The organism is Jejuia pallidilutea (assembly GCF_002973595.1).
Taxonomy (GTDB): domain Bacteria; phylum Bacteroidota; class Bacteroidia; order Flavobacteriales; family Flavobacteriaceae; genus Jejuia; species Jejuia pallidilutea.
This window is the reverse complement of sequence record NZ_PVEO01000001.1, coordinates 773,756-790,999: the sequence shown is the minus strand read 5'-3', so window position 1 is coordinate 790,999 and position 17,244 is coordinate 773,756. Positions and strand designations below refer to the sequence as shown.

At 34.7% G+C, this 17,244-nt stretch carries 14 protein-coding genes and 1 tRNA gene; 8 read left to right on the top strand and 7 right to left on the bottom strand.

Going from position 1 to position 17,244, the window contains the following annotated elements; genetic code table 11:
• Positions 1-93: 93 nt before the first annotated feature.
• Positions 94-723, bottom strand: a complete 630-nt coding sequence (locus CLV33_RS03475; protein WP_042242313.1) for a response regulator — start codon at positions 721-723, stop codon at positions 94-96.
• A 48-nt stretch (positions 724-771) separates the two neighbouring features.
• A complete protein-coding gene (locus CLV33_RS03470) occupies positions 772-1,215 on the bottom strand; it encodes a retropepsin-like aspartic protease family protein (RefSeq protein ID WP_042242309.1) in 444 nt (147 codons plus the stop codon).
• 74 nt (positions 1,216-1,289) lie between these two features.
• On the opposite strand from CLV33_RS03470, the gene CLV33_RS03465 reads away from it, so the two are divergent.
• The 8 genes from CLV33_RS03465 (at position 1,290) to CLV33_RS03430 (ending at position 6,258) form a co-directional block, all read left to right on the top strand.
• The gene (locus CLV33_RS03465) at positions 1,290-2,057 is read left to right on the top strand and encodes a TatD family hydrolase (RefSeq protein WP_105472706.1); all 768 of its coding nucleotides are present in this window, start codon (positions 1,290-1,292) and stop codon (positions 2,055-2,057) included.
• Positions 2,054-3,088: an asparaginase gene (locus CLV33_RS03460; RefSeq protein WP_042242304.1), complete on the top strand. Its 1,035-nt coding sequence runs from the start codon at positions 2,054-2,056 to the stop codon at positions 3,086-3,088. Before CLV33_RS03465 ends, CLV33_RS03460 begins: the two co-directional genes overlap by 4 nt.
• Positions 3,089-3,164: 76 nt before the next feature.
• Positions 3,165-3,252, top strand: a tRNA-Ser gene (locus CLV33_RS03455).
• A gap of 74 nt (positions 3,253-3,326) precedes the next feature.
• Positions 3,327-4,100 carry a MotA/TolQ/ExbB proton channel family protein gene (locus CLV33_RS03450; protein ID WP_042242300.1) on the top strand — a complete coding sequence of 258 codons (774 nt, stop codon included), beginning with the start codon at positions 3,327-3,329 and terminating at the stop codon, positions 4,098-4,100.
• Between the two features lie 21 nt (positions 4,101-4,121).
• Positions 4,122-4,556, top strand: coding sequence for a hypothetical protein (locus CLV33_RS03445; protein WP_042242297.1), 435 nt, complete (start codon positions 4,122-4,124; stop codon positions 4,554-4,556).
• Between the two features lie 2 nt (positions 4,557-4,558).
• Positions 4,559-5,167 (top strand): ExbD/TolR family protein, encoded by a 609-nt coding sequence (locus CLV33_RS03440; protein ID WP_042242293.1) that lies wholly within the window; start codon positions 4,559-4,561, stop codon positions 5,165-5,167.
• Positions 5,168-5,194: 27 nt separating this feature from the next.
• Complete coding sequence (locus CLV33_RS03435; protein ID WP_042242291.1) at positions 5,195-5,674, top strand: ExbD/TolR family protein; 480 nt, start codon at positions 5,195-5,197, stop codon at positions 5,672-5,674.
• A 143-nt stretch (positions 5,675-5,817) separates the two neighbouring features.
• Positions 5,818-6,258, top strand: coding sequence for a LexA family protein (locus tag CLV33_RS03430; RefSeq protein ID WP_042247790.1), 441 nt, complete (start codon positions 5,818-5,820; stop codon positions 6,256-6,258).
• Positions 6,259-6,345: 87 nt separating this feature from the next.
• Here CLV33_RS03430 and odhB read toward each other — a convergent pair whose 3' ends face one another.
• From odhB to glmS, 5 genes are all read right to left on the bottom strand, one after another.
• Positions 6,346-7,560, bottom strand: a complete 1,215-nt coding sequence (odhB, locus tag CLV33_RS03425; protein ID WP_105472705.1) for a 2-oxoglutarate dehydrogenase complex dihydrolipoyllysine-residue succinyltransferase — start codon at positions 7,558-7,560, stop codon at positions 6,346-6,348.
• Positions 7,561-7,590: 30 nt separating this feature from the next.
• Positions 7,591-10,332: a 2-oxoglutarate dehydrogenase E1 component gene (locus tag CLV33_RS03420; RefSeq protein WP_105472704.1), complete on the bottom strand. Its 2,742-nt coding sequence runs from the start codon at positions 10,330-10,332 to the stop codon at positions 7,591-7,593.
• Between the two features lie 234 nt (positions 10,333-10,566).
• Positions 10,567-12,099 (bottom strand): SGNH/GDSL hydrolase family protein, encoded by a 1,533-nt coding sequence (locus CLV33_RS03415; RefSeq protein WP_105472703.1) that lies wholly within the window; start codon positions 12,097-12,099, stop codon positions 10,567-10,569.
• A gap of 11 nt (positions 12,100-12,110) precedes the next feature.
• The gene (locus CLV33_RS03410; protein ID WP_105472702.1) at positions 12,111-14,954 is read right to left on the bottom strand and encodes a TonB-dependent receptor; all 2,844 of its coding nucleotides are present in this window, start codon (positions 14,952-14,954) and stop codon (positions 12,111-12,113) included.
• A 313-nt stretch (positions 14,955-15,267) separates the two neighbouring features.
• Positions 15,268-17,115 (bottom strand): glutamine--fructose-6-phosphate transaminase (isomerizing), encoded by a 1,848-nt coding sequence (gene glmS / locus CLV33_RS03405; RefSeq protein ID WP_105472701.1) that lies wholly within the window; start codon positions 17,113-17,115, stop codon positions 15,268-15,270.
• Positions 17,116-17,244: the final 129 nt, after the last annotated feature.

Genomic DNA, 17,244 nt, shown 5'->3' with positions numbered 1-17,244 from the left:
GGACTTTCTAATAATTCTCCCTAAGAACTAATTAATAGCACTGTAAAAGTATAGTATATCTAGGTTGTAAAAAATACGTACTTCTACGTATTTTTATAAAAAAGGCTTATTTAAATTTGCCCAAATTGATAATGAAGTGGGCTTATTATCTAACCCTAATTTAGATACAATATTACTTCTGTGTTTGTCAACAGTTCTAGGTGAAATAGATAAGTCTTCGGCTATTTCTTGAGATGTTTTGTTTTCAGATATTAACTTTACAATTTTAAGCTCAGATTTTGTGAGTAACTGTAGTTCTTTGGGGCGTTTATTGCTGTTGTGTTTTAGGTAATGTGCAATTTCTTCGCTAAAATAAGGTTTGTTGTTTTCTACATGAGAGATGCAATTTTCTATCTCTTCAATAGCAAATTCTTTTAAAATATATCCATATACACCATATTCTAAAGCTTGGTCGTAAAGATCCTCTTCTTTATCAAAAGTAATAAGAATAACTTTCGTGGGCAGTTTGTTTTTTTGTACTTCCTCTGCTATTTCCAATCCTGTTTTAAAAGGCATTCTAATATCTAGAATAGCAATTTTAGGTTTGTGTTTTACAATGAGGTTGTAAGCACTTTTGCCGTCTTCTGCACTTCCTAAAATATTGTAGCCTTTAGAAGTTAAAAAGTCTGTTAAACCACGAAGCATTAGCGGATGATCATCTGCTATTACTATAGATGTATGCATTTAGTCTAGGGATATTTTTTGCTATTAATAAAAATAAGTTTGAAAAACTTACAATTTTAAATATAAATATTTTTTCTCATAATCAATTACGGCTTTACCTTTTTTCAAAATATCGGCACCAATAATACCATCAACAGGTTTAGAGTTATGGTTTATTAATGCAGTATTTACATGAACAAGATTAAATAAAACTAAAACCACTTTGTTATGATTCCATTTCCCTATTTTAATCTTATTTTTTCTAGACATTTTGGTTTCCATATCTATTGCGCCAGCGCCAGCAGCAAGTATTTTAGAGTCTTTTACTTTTAATTTAAAAGTCTCAATAGCTTCAAAACCAACACAAGAGCTAGATGCGCCAGTGTCTAAAATAAACCTGCCTTTTACACCATTAATTGTTGCTTTAATTTCAAAGTGGTTTGTTTTTGTAAGCTTTAATTTAATTTTGGTGTAAGCTTTATTTAAAAGAAAATCTTGAAGCGAAATATCCATCAGTTAGGTTTTAAGCAAATATAATCTATAAAATCGTTTACTTTTACAGAAAAATTCATTTAAACTTTATACACTTGGTAATAACAGATACCCATACCCATTTATATAGTGAAGCTTTTGATGAGGACAGACACGAGATGATTAACCGTGCTATAAAAAAAGGTGTTACCCGGTTTTTTATACCAGCAATAGATTCTACGTATACTGAAGCAATGCTTAAATTAGAGAGCGATTACCCCGAAAATATTTTTTTAATGATAGGTTTGCACCCTACCCATGTTAAGGAAGATTATGAGGAAGAATTGCTACATGTTGAAGAAATGCTAAAAAAACGACAGTTTTATGCTGTTGGGGAAATTGGAATAGACTTGTATTGGGATAAAACAACGCTTGGTATTCAACAAAAAGCTTTTAAGCATCAAATTCAACTTGCAAAAAAGTACAGATTACCTATAGTAATTCATTGTAGGGAAGCTTTTAACGAAATTTTTGAAGTATTAGAAACTGAAAAAGACGAAAATTTGTTTGGTATCTTCCATTGCTTTACAGGCACTTTAGAACAGGCACACCAAGCTATTTCTTATAACATGAAATTAGGTATAGGTGGAGTAGTTACTTTTAAAAACGGAAAAATCGATAAGTTTTTAAATCAAATTGGTTTAAAACATATTGTTCTAGAAACAGATGCACCATATTTGTCTCCAGTTCCCTACAGAGGTAAACGCAACGAGAGTGCTTACATTGTTAATGTATTAGAAAAACTATCAAATATCTACCATACATCTGTAGAAGATATAGCTGAAATTACAACTCAAAATTCAAAAGATATTTTTAAAATATGAGTATTTCTAAGCCCAACATATTATTAATTTATACCGGTGGTACTATTGGTATGGTAAAAGATGTAGAAACCGGTGCTCTGCATGCTTTCAATTTTAATAATCTATTAAAACAAATTCCAGAATTAAAACTGTTGGACTGTAAAATAGAAACGGTGTCTTTTGATAGCCCGATAGATTCCAGTAATATGAATCCTGAACACTGGATTCAAATTGCAGATATTATTGAATCAAACTATAATAGTTTTGATGGTTTTGTTGTGCTTCATGGGAGTGATACAATGAGTTATACTGCATCGGCCTTAAGTTTTATGCTAGAAAACTTAGCAAAACCTGTAGTTTTTACAGGAGCGCAATTGCCTATTGGAGATTTAAGAACAGATGCTAAGGAAAATTTAATAACATCTATACAAATAGCCTCTCTTTACAACGATAAAAACAAACCCATTATAAGAGAAGTATGTTTGTATTTTGAATATAAATTGTATAGAGGCAATCGTACCACAAAAATTAATGCAGAACATTTTCAAGCATTCAAATCGTTAAACTACCCTTGTTTAGCAGAATCTGGTGTGCATTTAAAGATAAATCACCAATATTTATTAAAACCAAAATTAAACACTCGCTTGAAAGTTCATAGAGTATTAGATACTAATATTGCCTTAATTAAACTATTTCCTGGAATGAATGAGGCTTACTTAAACAGTGTGCTGCACACAGCAAACTTAAAAGCAGTTATTCTAGAAACCTATGGTTCTGGAAATTGTACAACAGATAAATGGTTTGTCGATGCTTTAAAAAATGCAATATCAAATGGCGTACATGTTGTAAATGTTACGCAATGTGTTGGAGGTGGTGTAAATATGGGGCAATACGAAACCAGTAGTCATTTAAAAAAAATAGGTGTAATATCCGGAAAAGATATGACGACTGAATCTGCTATAGCTAAACTAATGTACTTATTAGGAGCGTCTTATTCAAAAGAAGATCTAAAAAACAGGTTTGAAACATCGTTAAGAGGAGAAATAGCCTAAATTTAACGCTTAAACACTTTACTGTTTGATTTTTTTTTTGTTATTTGGTCTCCCTTAAAAATTACGATTAAGCCACAGAGAGGTGGCCGAGTGGTCGAAGGCGCACGCCTGGAAAGTGTGTATACCTCAAAAGGGTATCGAGGGTTCGAATCCCTTCCTCTCTGCACAATTATATTTAGTTTTTAATTGTATTTTTTATATCTTTAACACTTTAACTAATAAAATTAAGATTTAGAACATGAAAAGATTATTTTCTATCCTTGCCATTACAGGAATGATGGTATTTGGAACTGCAAATGCAACTACTAACGCAACAGTTAATACTGCTGCTACAACTGTTGTAACTACTCAAGATAGCGAAGAAGCAGCACCAGCTGAAGAACTTGGCTTTCATCAAGGATTAAAAAAGCGTTTTATTGAAGGAGGCCCAGGCTTTATGGGTATTGTATTGTTGTGTTTAATTCTTGGATTAGCAATTGCTATTGAGAGAATTATCTTTTTAAACCTTTCTACAACAAACACAAAAAAGTTAACTCAAAATGTAGAAGACGCTCTAGCTTCTGGAGGTGTTGAAGCTGCGAAGGAAGTTTGTAGAAACACAAAAGGACCTATCGCCTCTATTTTCTATCAAGGTTTAGATAGAACAGATGAAGGTATTGAAGCTGCTGAAAAAGCTGTTGTAGCTTATGGTGGTGTACAAATGGGACAACTAGAGAAAAATGTTTCTTGGATTTCTTTATTTATCGCACTAGCGCCAATGCTTGGTTTCATGGGTACTGTAATCGGTATGATTCAAGCATTTGATAAAATTGAGGCTGCAGGTGACATGAACCCTTCGTTAGTAGCAGGTGGTATTAAAGTAGCACTTTTAACAACGGTATTTGGTCTTATTGTAGCAATTATTCTTCAAATATTTTACAATTATATTATTGCTAAAATTGATAGCATAGTTAACGACATGGAAGATTCTTCTATCTCTTTAATGGATATGCTTATCAGACACAAGAAGTAATAATTTAAAATTGTAACTATTATGAAAAAAATATTAACCATAGTATTAGCCATTGTTGGAATTCTTTCCATAGCATTTCTAGCAATGATAATATCAGCAGGAGACGATGCTGTAAAAGCAGGAGATGCCAGTAGTTCTGTTAACTCTATTATGTATATAGGATATATTATATTAGGTTTAACTCTAGCATTTGTTGTTATATTCAGCTTAAAAAATATTTTAACAAATCCAGACACACTTAAAAGTACCCTAAGAAGTTTAGGTTTATTCGCTTTGTTAGCAGTGATTTGTTATTTTGGATTAGCTAAGGGTGTAGAAACACCTTTAAAAGATGGTGGAACATTATCAGAAGGCGGATCAAAATTATTAGGAGCAGGACTGTACTTGTTTTATTTCCTAATTGTTATTGCTGGCCTTTCGATGTTGTTTTACGGAGTTAAAAAAATGATTAAATAATTATGGCAAAACGAGCAGCACCTGAAGTTAATGCAGGCTCAATGGCCGACATTGCTTTCTTATTATTGATATTCTTCTTGGTAACAACTACCATAGAGAAAGATTCTGGTATTAACCGTAAACTTCCTCCAATGGAAGACAATACCGAACCGCCAATAATAAAGCAGAAAAACATCTTTACGGTTCTAGTAAACAAACAAGACAGATTGCTTGTTGAAGATGAGCCAATGGAGATTAAAGATTTAAGAAAAGCCGCTAGAGAGTTTTTAGATAATAATGGCGATGGTACCTGTTCTTTTTGTAAGGGTGCAAGGGATCCAAAGTCATCTGATAACCCAGATAAGGCTATTATTTCTTTGAAAAACGATCGTGAAACTTCATATGCAGCCTACATATCGGTACAAAATGAATTGGTTGCAGCCTACAACGAATTAAGAAACAGGAGGGCTCTAGAAATAGGAGCCTCTAGGGGTTTTCCAAATATGAATTTCCAAGAAATGCAAGAATTGCATAAAGATGTGAGATGGAGTGGAAATAAGACTAAGTTAAAAGATCTTATTGATCAAATAAAAACAGAAATTCCACAGAAACTCTCTGAAGTAGTAGAATAAATAAATTAGAATTAAAAACTTAAAAATATGTCTAAGTTTAAAAAGAAAAAAGATGGAGGGTTAGCACCAATTAATACGGCGTCTTTACCTGATATTGTTTTTATGTTATTATTCTTTTTTATGGTAGCTACCGTAATGAGAGAAGATACACTAAAAATAAAAAATTCACTACCAGTAGCAGATCAAGTTGAAAAACTAGACAAGAAGAATCCAGTTAGCTACATTTACATGGGTAAACCAAGTGAAAATTATAAGAAGTATGGTACAGAAGCAAGAATTCAGTTGAACGACGATTTTGCTTCAGTAAGTGATGTAGCCGCTTTTATCGCTGCAGAACGTGCAGCCTTAAGAGAAGAGTTAATACCATTTTTAACAGTTTCACTTAAAGTAGATAGAGATGCTAATATGGGTATAGTAGGAGATGTAAAGCAAGAGCTAAGAAAAGTAAATGCTTTGAAAATCAATTACACTACTGGGGTAGGCGATGCCTTAACGAATATGAGGTAGATAAAAATAATCTTAATATTTTTAAAAAAGTCGAGGTTATAATATCTCGACTTTTTTGTGCGATAAACGTTTTTAGAATGAGTTAATAGTTTGAAATATTTATTAACTTTAAATAAACTTCATCTTAATAGCATTGGTGTAGAATGATATTACATAAATCTAAAAATCTTACTTTTTTTAAACCTAGGATTTTAAAAAATTCTGGCGCATCTTTCTTTGATATGGGAATATCAGCTGGATTTCCTTCTCCAGCAGATGATTTTAAAGAACAGCGGTTATCTTTAGACAATGAACTTGTAAAAAACAAGGAGGCTACTTTTTTTGCACGCGTAAGCGGACAATCTATGATTGGAGCTGGACTCGATGATGACGATTTGCTGGTAATAGATCGAAGTTTAGAGCCAACACACAATAAAATAGCTGTGTGTTTCCTAGATGGCGAGTTTACAGTTAAGCGTTTAAAAGTTGAAAATGGTACTATTTGGTTACAGCCAGAAAACCCAAGTTATAACCCAATAAAAATAACAGAAGATAACAATTTTGTTATTTGGGGAATAGTTACAAACGTTATAAAGAAAGTTTAGATATCTAATCTAATAAGCTACAGCAGATAAAAAAAGCGAAACATACAGATGATATGTTTCGCTTTTCTTTTAAATAAAAGAGTGTTTTTATAACTCCAGTGCTTTTTTAACATCATTGTCCATTAATAACTCTACAGGATTTTCTAGTGCTTCTTTTACGGCAACTAAGAACCCTACACTTTCTTTTCCGTCAATAATTCTATGGTCGTAAGATAGTGCAACGTACATTATTGGTCTAATTTCAACCTTACCATCAACAGCAACAGGACGTTCTACAATATTGTGCATACCTAAAATACCACTTTGCGGGGGGTTTATAATAGGCGTGGATAGCATACTTCCAAATACGCCACCGTTAGATATGGTAAACGTTCCTCCCGTCATTTCATCAACGGTAATTTGTCCGTCTCGTGCTCTAATAGCTAAACGTTTTACTTCAGATTCTACACCTCTAAAGCTTAAATTTTCTGCGTTTCGCATTACTGGTACCATTAATCCTTTTGGTCCTGAAACAGCAATACTAATATCACAGAAATCGTAGCTAACCATTTCTTTACCATCAATCATAGAGTTTACGGCAGGATACATTTTAAGAGCTCTTACAACGGCTAGGGTGAAGAAACTCATAAAACCTAAGCTTACACCATGTTTGGTCTTAAAGGTTTCTTTATACTCATTTCTAAGGTTAAAAATAGGAGACATGTCTACTTCATTAAAGGTAGTTAACATTGCCGTTGTATTTTTGGCCTCAACTAAACGTTCGGCAACCTTACGGCGTAACATAGACATTTTACTTCTTGAAGTACCTCTACTGCCCCCAGTAGGTGTTCCCATAGAAGGTACAGCCTTAACAGCATCTTCTTTCGTTACTCTACCATCTTTTCCTGTACCTTGTATAGAAGAGGCGTCCATACCTTTTTCTGCTAGAATTTTCTTTGCAGCAGGACTAGCACTTCCTGTAGCATACGTTTTAGATTCTGTAGCTGGAGCAGGAGTGGGCTCCTTTTGGGTATTTTCTTCTTTCTGCTCTGCTTTTGGAGCTTCATTACCACCTTCTGGTTTTTCTGCACTTGTATCTATATGGCATACCACAGCACCAACTGCTACAGCATCGCCTTCCTCAGCTTTTAAAGTAATAGTACCACTTGCCTCGGCAGGTAATTCTAGCGTAGCTTTATCACTATCTACTTCGGCAATAGCTTGATCTTTTTCAACATAATCGCCATCTTCAACTAACCAAGCAGCAATCTCTACTTCAGTTATAGATTCCCCCGGAGATGGTACTTTCATTTCTAAAATCATGTGTGTATAATTTTAATTATATTTTATTTTTTATTGTATATCAAAAACAGTGTCAATAACTCTCTGTTGTCTTCTTTTGTCCCTAGTACTAGAACCTGGAGCTGGTACTGAATTAAATGGTCTAGAATTTACTTCTAGTTTCACCAAATTCATACGTTGTAACATGTAGCTCCATGCCCCCATGTTTTCTGGTTCTTCTTGTGCCCAAACATATTTTTTAATATTTGGATAGCGATTTATAATTTCCTGAATTTTTTCAAAATGTAACGGGAATAATTGCTCAATCCTTACCAAGGCAACTTTATTAGTATCTAATTCTTCTCGTTTCGCTAATAAATCGTAATAGAACTTGCCAGTACAGAAAACTAATTTTTCAGCTTTTTTAGGGTCTATGGTATCATCAATAACCTCTTGAAAACTACCTGTTGCCAAATCACTTATAGACGATACGGCTTTGGTGTGCCTTAACAAGCTTTTTGGAGTAAAAACTATTAATGGTTTTCTAAAATCTCGTTTCATTTGTCGTCTCAACAAGTGAAACATATTGGCGGGTGTTGTACAATCTGCTACAATCATATTGTCGTTTCCACATAATTGTAGATACCGCTCCATTCTAGCTGATGAATGCTCAGATCCTTGGCCTTCATAACCATGAGGTAGTAAAACAACAATACCGTTTTGTGCTTTCCACTTATCTTCGGCTGCAGATAAGTACTGATCGAAAATAATTTGAGCACCGTTACTAAAATCACCAAACTGCGCTTCCCAAATTGTAAGCGTGTTAGGATTTGCCATGGCATACCCATAATCAAAACCTAGTACCCCATATTCAGATAAAAATGAATTATAGATATCCATGATACCCTTATTGTTTGGGTTTGTATTTAATAGGTTAACGCGTTCTTCAGATATGATGTCTCGTAATATAGCATGCCTGTGACTAAATGTACCACGTTCTACATCTTGACCAGAAATGCGAACATTGTAACCCTCTTCAAGTAAGCTTCCGTATGCTAGTGTTTCTGCCATACCCCAATCTAAAGTATCGGTTTCAAAAACCATTTTAGCACGTCCCTCTAAAATACGTTCAGCTTTTCGTAAAAACTTAACTCCCTTAGGAACTGTAGAAACAATTTTTGAAATATTTTTTAATTTATTTTCAGGGTATTTAGTGTTTTCCTCTTGCAACATGGCATTAACGTCCCTACGCGTAAAACCGTTCCAACGTTCTTGCATAAATTCGCGAACTTTAGAGGATTTAGCTTCTTTAGCCTTATCATATTCGCTCTCTAGAGTATTTTTAAATTCTGCTACAATCTCATCAGAGTAGGCCTTGTTTATAGTGTTTTCAGCTATTAACCTATCAGAATATATTTTATACGGATTGGGATGTTTAGAGATGTTTTTATAAAGGTTGGGCTGTGTAAATCTTGGCTCGTCACCTTCGTTATGACCGTATTTACGATAGCCTAACAAATCTATATAAACATCTTTTTTATAGCGCATTCTGTAATCTAGTGCCATTTCTACGGCATGTACCACAGCTTCTGCATCGTCGGCATTTACGTGCATTACAGGCGACAGGGTTACTTTAGCAACGTCTGTACAATAGGTACTAGAACGCCCATCGAGATAATTGGTGGTAAACCCTATTTGGTTGTTTACAACAATATGGATGGTGCCTCCCGTTTTATAACCACTTAATAGGCTCATTTGGGCTACTTCGTAAACAATACCTTGTCCTGCTATTGCTGCGTCTCCATGTACTAGGATAGGTAAAATTTTAGAGTCGTCTCCATCATAATCAGTATCAATTTTAGCTCTTGTAATACCTTCGGCAACAGGGCCAACAGTTTCTAGGTGCGATGGATTAGGTACTAAATTCATCTTGATGGATTTACCATTTTGATAGGTTTTATCTAGCGTTAATCCTAAGTGGTATTTAACATCGCCATCTATGTTTTCATCCTCAAAATCTTTACCATCAAACTCACTAAATAGCTCGTGTAATGGTTTTCTAAAAATATTAACTAAGGTACTTAAACGACCACGGTGCGCCATACCTAACACACATTCTTTAACACCATATTTTTCTACAGCATTGTATAACGTATTACTTATTGCAGGTATTAAAGATTCACCACCTTCTAAAGAAAATCGTTTTTGCCCTACATATTTTGTTTGCAAAAAGTTTTCGAAAGTTACTGCTTGGTTTAGCTTAGAAAGAATATATTTCTTGGTTTCAGCCGAATAACTGGGGTGGTTATCGTTCACATTTAATTTGTCTTGCCACCATTTAATTACGTCTGGATTTCGTAAGTACATATATTCTACACCAATGGAATCGCAATAAATACTGTTTAAGTGTTTAATGATAATTCGTAGTGGTTGGGCACCTATACCTAAAACTTCTCCGGCATTAAAAACGGTATCTAAATCGTTTTCGGAAAGCCCGAAATTTTCTATATCTAAAGTTGGTGTATAAGTTCTTCTGTCTCTTACAGGATTTGTTTTAGTAAAGAGATGTCCACGGCTTCTATAGCCATCAATTAAGCGAGCTACCTGAAATTCTTTTTGAATATGTTCAGGTATTTGAGTGGTAACCCCCTCAATTATCTCACCATCAAGACCATAATTTTCGCTACCAAAATCGTAACCTTGAAAAAAGGCTCTCCAACTAGGTTCAATACTATCTGGATTTTGTAGATATTGATCGTACAAATCTGCAAAATATGCTGTATGAGCAGCGTTTAAAAAGGAAAATTTATCCATTATTATTTTATGCTATCACTTTTAAAAAAAGATTCACCAAAAATACAACTTTTGATAAAATTAGATACGCTATTAAACATATTTGTAACAGTTTGTGTTTTTTTTAGTTAAACCTAAGCAATAAGCGTTAAAATTTTAACAGATTTCTTAAAAAAGTTATATGGTTAACAAAGCAAAAGACACCTTGATTCCAAAGGTGTCTTTTAAATATTAAAATTGAATGCGATATGCTATTTATTGTAAGGTAGGAGCATAATTAGTTGGATAATTGTTTGCTTTTGCAAGGTTACCAGAAGCTTTAAAGTTGGAACCAAAATTTTCATCAATAGCTTCTAAAAATTTGTTTGCCATAAAAGCATAGCCTCTTGCATTTAAGTGAATACCATCTAAACTAATAGCACCACCTGTAACTAAGTTGGCAGTAAGGTTAAAACCATCAAAATCAACTCCAGTACTTGCAACTTCACTAAGTATAGCATTTAAGTCTACTAAAGCAATACTTTCGTTAGAACTTGCTACACTTGCTATTGTAGCGTTATAAGCGTCTGTTGCTGTTTTAATTTCTGTAAGTTCATCAGCATCTAAAGCATCTTTATCATCTATACCATTAACAGCAGCTATAACCAACTGAGCTTGCTCTGGCGTTGGTGTGCCACCTTGCTGTAACAATCCTAATACTTGAAGTACCTCAGGGGTTAAGGCAACTGTACCATAACCTAGTGCCAAAGCATCTTGGTTTATGGTTAAAACTAATAATTCATCTTCTGTCATTTGTCTAAAACCTAATGGATTAGTTTGAGTTACAGGTACATCGATAATCCATCTATTTGGTCCTTCGTTAAAAGTAATTGCATATTGGGCAGCCAGTGCTTGTGCTTGTGCAGGAGGAACCCCTTGTAATATTGCCCCTTGTAAAAATATACCGCTAACAGCTTGAAATACTCCAGTTAATTGAGCTGCAGTTGCTGCATCAAGAACAAGAGCGTTGTTAGGTACAGTTGTAAAAAATGGTAAATCTGTTACATAGGGCACATTAGTTACAACACCTTTTGCGCCGTTTGATGTTAGTGTACTTACTAAGGCATTAAAAGCACCATCAAAAGTTGCTGAATCTGTAATAGGGTTAGACCCGTCTCCGCCAGATGTAGCATAGCCTAAAACATCGTTACCTCCAATTTCTGAAAGTGTAAAAAATGTAGGGTTTTGCGCCATAGCGTCTCCTAGCATGGTTGCAGTTGGGCTAGATGCCATTCTAACAAAATAAGGGTTGGCCAAACCTAGTGCTAAATTTGTAGGATTACCATAGCCATCAAATAATAAATGAAAGCTTTTAGCCCCTGGTACTCCCATATTATTAAAGCTTCCCGATAAATTGTTTAAAGCTTCAGTAGTTGGTGTAGCTGGTAACCTTACTGGTCCTGCTCCATTAAAGAACAGCCTTGGTTGAAATTGTGGGTTGGCCATTCCGCCAATAAGAAGCCCTCCAATATTATCATTCATTAACGGTTGTGTAAAATTACCGCCACCAACTTTTGCAAATTGTTGAGATAAAATATTTGGAAATGAGTTTTCTTGACTTGCTTTAAATAATGCGCCATCTGTAAACCCAGAGGTAAATGAAGCACCTAGGGCAACATAGTTTGAAAAGTCTGCACTACCAGAAGTAAGTTCTGGAAGCACTTCTGCTTCAGGAATTGGACTTTCTACTTCTTCACATGATAAAAAACCAATTAATAGAGCGAAAAGCGAGATATATTTGAATTTCATAATTTCTTTTTTTATAGATTATTAATTGTCCAAGACACATAATATTGCGAACCAATAAATCCAGTTCCAGCGGCAGTAAAGTATTCGTCGCCTAAAAGGTTGGTGGCTCCCGCTTTAAAAGATGATTTTAAACTTGGGACTCTAAAATTAATTTGAGCATCTAGAACATGGTAAGCAGGAATATCGGCAGTTAGGAAAGAGGCTTCCCAGACGTAGTTGTCGCTCCACCTCCATGCCAAATTAAAACCGAAATTTTTGAATAGATCGGCGTTTCCAAATGTGGCCTTAAATTTATGTTCAGGGGTGTTAAAATTTGTTTGAAAATCTGAATTTGCTTGTCTGTCAAAATCTAGTTTAGCATACGTATAATTTGCACCTAAATCAAAATCACCAAAGATTTTTGTTGTAACACCCAAAGAGGCACCATAAGAATTAACTTCTTCTGTTGTATTGGTATAGGCTCTGTAAGCCTGAAAATCGTTATTGGCTAAGGCAATTACCGCTAGTGGGGTAGGATTTCCTCCAACAGGGAAGGTTTGTGAAAGTTCTACATCTCCATAGAATGGGTTTACAACATCAACGGTTGTAATAAAGTCTTGATATTGGTTGTAATAAGCGCTAAAATCAATAATTACGCTTTCAACTTTACCTCTATACCCAACTTCGAACGAACTTACTTGTTCTGGACTTACAAGTTCAGGATTTGCTATTTGTAAATCTGCTGGATTTTGAGAAGCCGCAAAAGCGGTAACCGAACTTCTTGTAAAAGAATTATTGTAGGCTCCTGTTCCGTTGTAAGTAAAAGAACTTCCTCCTAAAATGGCTTGACCAGTAGGAGATATTTCAGTACCGCTTACAGTTCTAGTAAAACGCTCTGGATTATCGAAAGCACTACCAATTAATGTTATTGGCCCAACATTAAACCCTATGTATAAGGCTTGTGTATCAGGATTTCTAAAACCTGTTTGGAACGAGGCTCTTATGTTATGGTTTTTGCTTTCGCCAATGTTATAACCCAATGATAGTCTTGGAGAAAAGAATGCATCAAATAACTCAGATTTATCATAACGTAAAGAGGCTGTTAACTTTAAGCGGTCGTCTTCTAAAAATTCCTTTTGAATTTGAGTATAAAGACCAACTTCTGAATATGGAATTTCACTATCTCTATCGGTGTAAATAGAGCCAAAAGAGTTAAGTACATACTTTCTGTAAGACCCACCAACCTGAATTTCGGCAAAATCTGTGAGATGGCTAAAATTGTAATTGGCATCAGAATGGTAAATTTTAGATTCGTCTTTAAGTTGACTACCGGTTAATATATCTGGATCGTTAGTTACTGTATTAAAAGCGCTTTGGAATTCTGGAGTTCCAGGTTCGTAACGTCCAGTATCGGCAGCTTGTCTTGCTGCTGCATGAGCTTGATCTGCTGTTAAGCCCGCTAGTGTTCCTTGAATAAAAGCTCCAGCGTACTCACCAAACCATTGGTCGTCTGATTTCCATTGTCTATTAATATTTACGCCTGTAAATACCATATCATAAGAATCTCCAGCATTATCGGCAGTTACATAACCTCTAACAAAGAAGTTATCATTCTTAATTTCTAATTTGTGCTGTTGTAAAAAGAAATTTTTAATAGAGTACCTGTTGGAACCTTGATAAATTGTAGAACCAGAACCTATTTTACCAACATATTGTATTTCAAAATCATTTTCCCAAGGGCGATAATACAATCCCCAGTCTGCTTTTATACTTTTTGCATCATAATTTGTGAGGTCTTGTTCGTTGTAGCCTGTTCTACTCACATTAACATCTGGTATTAAGTTGGCCAATGCTGGATTTGGCAATTGACTGAGAAATGTTGGACTTTCTTTTACGTTTCTAAGATTTGTTGATACCAAATCTCCATACACATTAACACCATCATAATCAATATCATTTTCACGGGTGCTATTTGGCTTAATAAAAGTACTATTTCTGTCTTTTCCTCTGGTATCATTAGCTACCCAATCGGTTCCTTGTAAATAGCTAAAGTTTACTTTTGCAGCAAATTTGTCATTAAATTTATGTGCAACTCTAATACCGTAATCTTTATACTCATTATTACCCGCAGCTTCTTGCGATGTTACCCCACCTTTTACATAGCCGCTTATCCCAGAATGGTCAAAAGGGCTTTTACTGGTCATAAACAAAATACCATTAAAGGCATTAGCACCATATAACGCTGAGGCAGCTCCTGGAAGTAATTCTACACTTTGCACATCGGTTTCTACCATGCCCAGTAAGTTTCCTAGTGGAAAGTTAAGAGCGGGTGCTGCATTATCCATACCATCAACGCGTTGCATAAAACGCGTATTGGCGAAAGTGGCAAAACCTCTAGTGTTAATAGATTTAAATGTTAAACTGTTGGTGTTAATATCTACACCTTTTAAGTTTTCTAAGCCATCATAAAATTCAGCCGATGCTGTATTTTTAATGGCTTTAAGCCCGTAACGCTCAATAGTTACTGGCGATTCGAATATACGTTCAGGTGTTCTCGAAGCTGAAATAACCACCTCATCTAAAGCAGTTCCTTCATTTAGTATAACATCAATTGTTTGGTTGTTTGATGTTATTTCCTGCGAAAACGATTCGAAACCAACACTACTTACTTGAATGGTAAAAGGCGGTGTTTGGTTTGTTGTTAAGGTAAAGCCGCCATCAAAATCTGTGACAGTTCCTATGGTTGTACCAACAATTATTATGTTGGCACCTGGTATGGGTTGTCCGCTATCATCATTAACGGTTCCAGAGATAGTTGTTTGTGCATAAGTTACAGCACAAAACAAAAACAAAGTAAACTTGAGAATTGTTTTCATCTATATTAACTAGTTTTATTAAGGGTTTAGTCTATTGCGTTAATAGACATGTACGGGCTAAAAATATAAAAAAATTATGCACGCATAGTAGATATTCACAAAAAAATGTATTAAAAGTTACATTTTTGATAAAAAAGTAGTGATAAAAATAGAAATAAGTAAATTAAAAAGGTTGTATGAAGCGTATTATCTTTAGTGCACTTAAAGCGGTTTTTTTAAAAATCAAAATTCTGATAATTAAAACATTAGCTTAATATGCTACCAGTTTGAAAGGCATTAAAAAAATTTTCAGACAACCTTAATAAAAATATTGTTATTCTACAGTAACAGATTTTGCCAGATTTCGTGGTTGATCTACGTTTTTACCTAGCATTACAGCAATGTGATACGATAATAATTGTAAAGGAATAGTTGTTAATAATGGTGATAGCGCTTCAATAGTTTCAGGAACTTCTATCACGTGGTCTGCAAGCTCTCTTACTACGGTGTCTCCTTCGGTAATTACACCAATAATTTTTCCTTTTCTAGATTTTATTTCTTGAATATTGCTTACTACTTTATCATAGTGTTCAGCTTTTGTAGCGATAACCACAATAGGCATATTTTCGTCTATCAAGGCAATTGGCCCATGCTTCATTTCTGCAGCAGGATAGCCTTCAGCATGAATATAAGATATTTCTTTTAGCTTTAGTGCGCCTTCTAGTGCTACAGGGAAATTATAACCTCTACCTAAATACAAAAAGTTTGCAGCATCTTTATAAATGTGAGACACTTCTTTTATGTGGGCATCAGCTTCTAGGGCCTTTTCAACTTTTTCAGGGATTAGTTCCATCTCTAATAAATAGCGACGAAAGTCTGAACTAGAAATAGTACCCTTAGCACGTGCTAAACGCAACGCTATTAAAGATAATACTGTAATTTGAGTAGTAAATGCTTTTGTTGAAGCTACGCCTATTTCTGGTCCTGCATGTGTGTAGGCCCCGGCATCACTTTCTCTAGCTATTGAAGATCCAACAACATTACAAACGCCAAATACAAATGCACCTTTAGATTTAGCCATTTTTATAGCGGCCAATGTATCGGCAGTTTCACCAGATTGGGAAATAGCTATTAAAACATCATTTTCTGTAATTACAGGGTTTCTATATCTAAATTCTGAGGCGTATTCTACTTCTACAGGAATTCTAGCTAAGTCTTCAAAAATATATTCAGCAACTAATCCTGCATGCCATGATGTACCACAGGCTACAATAATAATACGATTAGCATTAAGGAATTTTTTCATATTATCCTCTACGCCTGCCATTTTTATAATGGCTTCATCTCTTAATAAACGCCCTCTATAAGTATCTGTTATCGCCTTAGGTTGCTCGTGTATTTCCTTGAGCATAAAATGGTCGTAACCACCTTTTTCAATTTGTTCCAGGTTTAACTGTAATTCTTGTATGTAAGGATCGACCAAAGAATCGTCTTTTATTTTTCTTACTTTAATACCTTTGTGGAATCTAATAATGGCCATTTCTTCGTCTTCTAAATAAATGGCGTTTTTTGTGTATTCTATAAAAGGAGATGCATCACTGGCGATAAAAAATTCTTCATCACCTATGCCTACAGCAAGTGGGCTTCCTAAACGGGCTACAACTACTTCTTCTGGTTTGTTTTTGTCGAATACGGCAATAGCATACGCGCCAACAACTTGGTTTAATGCTATTTGTACGGCTTTACCTAATTTAACACCTTCTTTAGTTTTAACTTCTTCTATGAGGTTAATTAATACTTCGGTATCGGTATCAGATTTAAACGTGTAGCCTCTTTTTATTAATTCTTGTTTTAGTGAATCGTAATTTTCAATAATTCCGTTGTGAATTATTACTAAATCTCCTGAATTTGATACATGCGGATGAGAGTTTACATCGTTAGGAACACCGTGTGTAGCCCAACGGGTATGGCCAATTCCAAGATTACCGGTTTTAGAAATTTGGGTTTCTACGCAAGCTTCTAAATCAGAAACTTTACCTTTTGTTTTTGATACTTTTAAGTTTGTACCATCAAATAGCGCAATACCTGCACTGTCGTAGCCACGATACTCTAAACGCTTAAGGCCTTCAATTACAATTGGGTAAGCATCTCTATGTCCTATATATCCAACAATTCCACACATAATTTTTTATTTGATTTTTTGGGGTTATTTTAGACGAACAAATATGTAAAATAAAAGCAACGACTTGTAATTATTTATGTGAATGTATCATTTTACACGATAAAAACCATTTTAGTGTAATATTAAGCA

What these genes read in the sequence shown, in the direction of transcription:
- CLV33_RS03475 (WP_042242313.1), bottom strand. Translation starts at nt 723, where the DNA reads ATGCATACATCTATAGTAATAGCAGATGATCATCCGCTAATGCTTCGT.
- CLV33_RS03470 (WP_042242309.1), bottom strand. Translation starts at nt 1,215, where the DNA reads ATGGATATTTCGCTTCAAGATTTTCTTTTAAATAAAGCTTACACCAAA.
- CLV33_RS03460 (WP_042242304.1), top strand. Translation starts at nt 2,054, where the DNA reads ATGAGTATTTCTAAGCCCAACATATTATTAATTTATACCGGTGGTACT.
- CLV33_RS03450 (WP_042242300.1), top strand. Translation starts at nt 3,327, where the DNA reads ATGAAAAGATTATTTTCTATCCTTGCCATTACAGGAATGATGGTATTT.
- CLV33_RS03445 (WP_042242297.1), top strand. Translation starts at nt 4,122, where the DNA reads ATGAAAAAAATATTAACCATAGTATTAGCCATTGTTGGAATTCTTTCC.
- CLV33_RS03440 (WP_042242293.1), top strand. Translation starts at nt 4,559, where the DNA reads ATGGCAAAACGAGCAGCACCTGAAGTTAATGCAGGCTCAATGGCCGAC.
- CLV33_RS03435 (WP_042242291.1), top strand. Translation starts at nt 5,195, where the DNA reads ATGTCTAAGTTTAAAAAGAAAAAAGATGGAGGGTTAGCACCAATTAAT.
- CLV33_RS03430 (WP_042247790.1), top strand. Translation starts at nt 5,818, where the DNA reads ATGATATTACATAAATCTAAAAATCTTACTTTTTTTAAACCTAGGATT.
- odhB (WP_105472705.1), bottom strand. Translation starts at nt 7,560, where the DNA reads ATGATTTTAGAAATGAAAGTACCATCTCCGGGGGAATCTATAACTGAA.
- CLV33_RS03420 (WP_105472704.1), bottom strand. Translation starts at nt 10,332, where the DNA reads ATGGATAAATTTTCCTTTTTAAACGCTGCTCATACAGCATATTTTGCA.
- CLV33_RS03415 (WP_105472703.1), bottom strand. Translation starts at nt 12,099, where the DNA reads ATGAAATTCAAATATATCTCGCTTTTCGCTCTATTAATTGGTTTTTTA.
- CLV33_RS03410 (WP_105472702.1), bottom strand. Translation starts at nt 14,954, where the DNA reads ATGAAAACAATTCTCAAGTTTACTTTGTTTTTGTTTTGTGCTGTAACT.
- glmS (WP_105472701.1), bottom strand. Translation starts at nt 17,115, where the DNA reads ATGTGTGGAATTGTTGGATATATAGGACATAGAGATGCTTACCCAATT.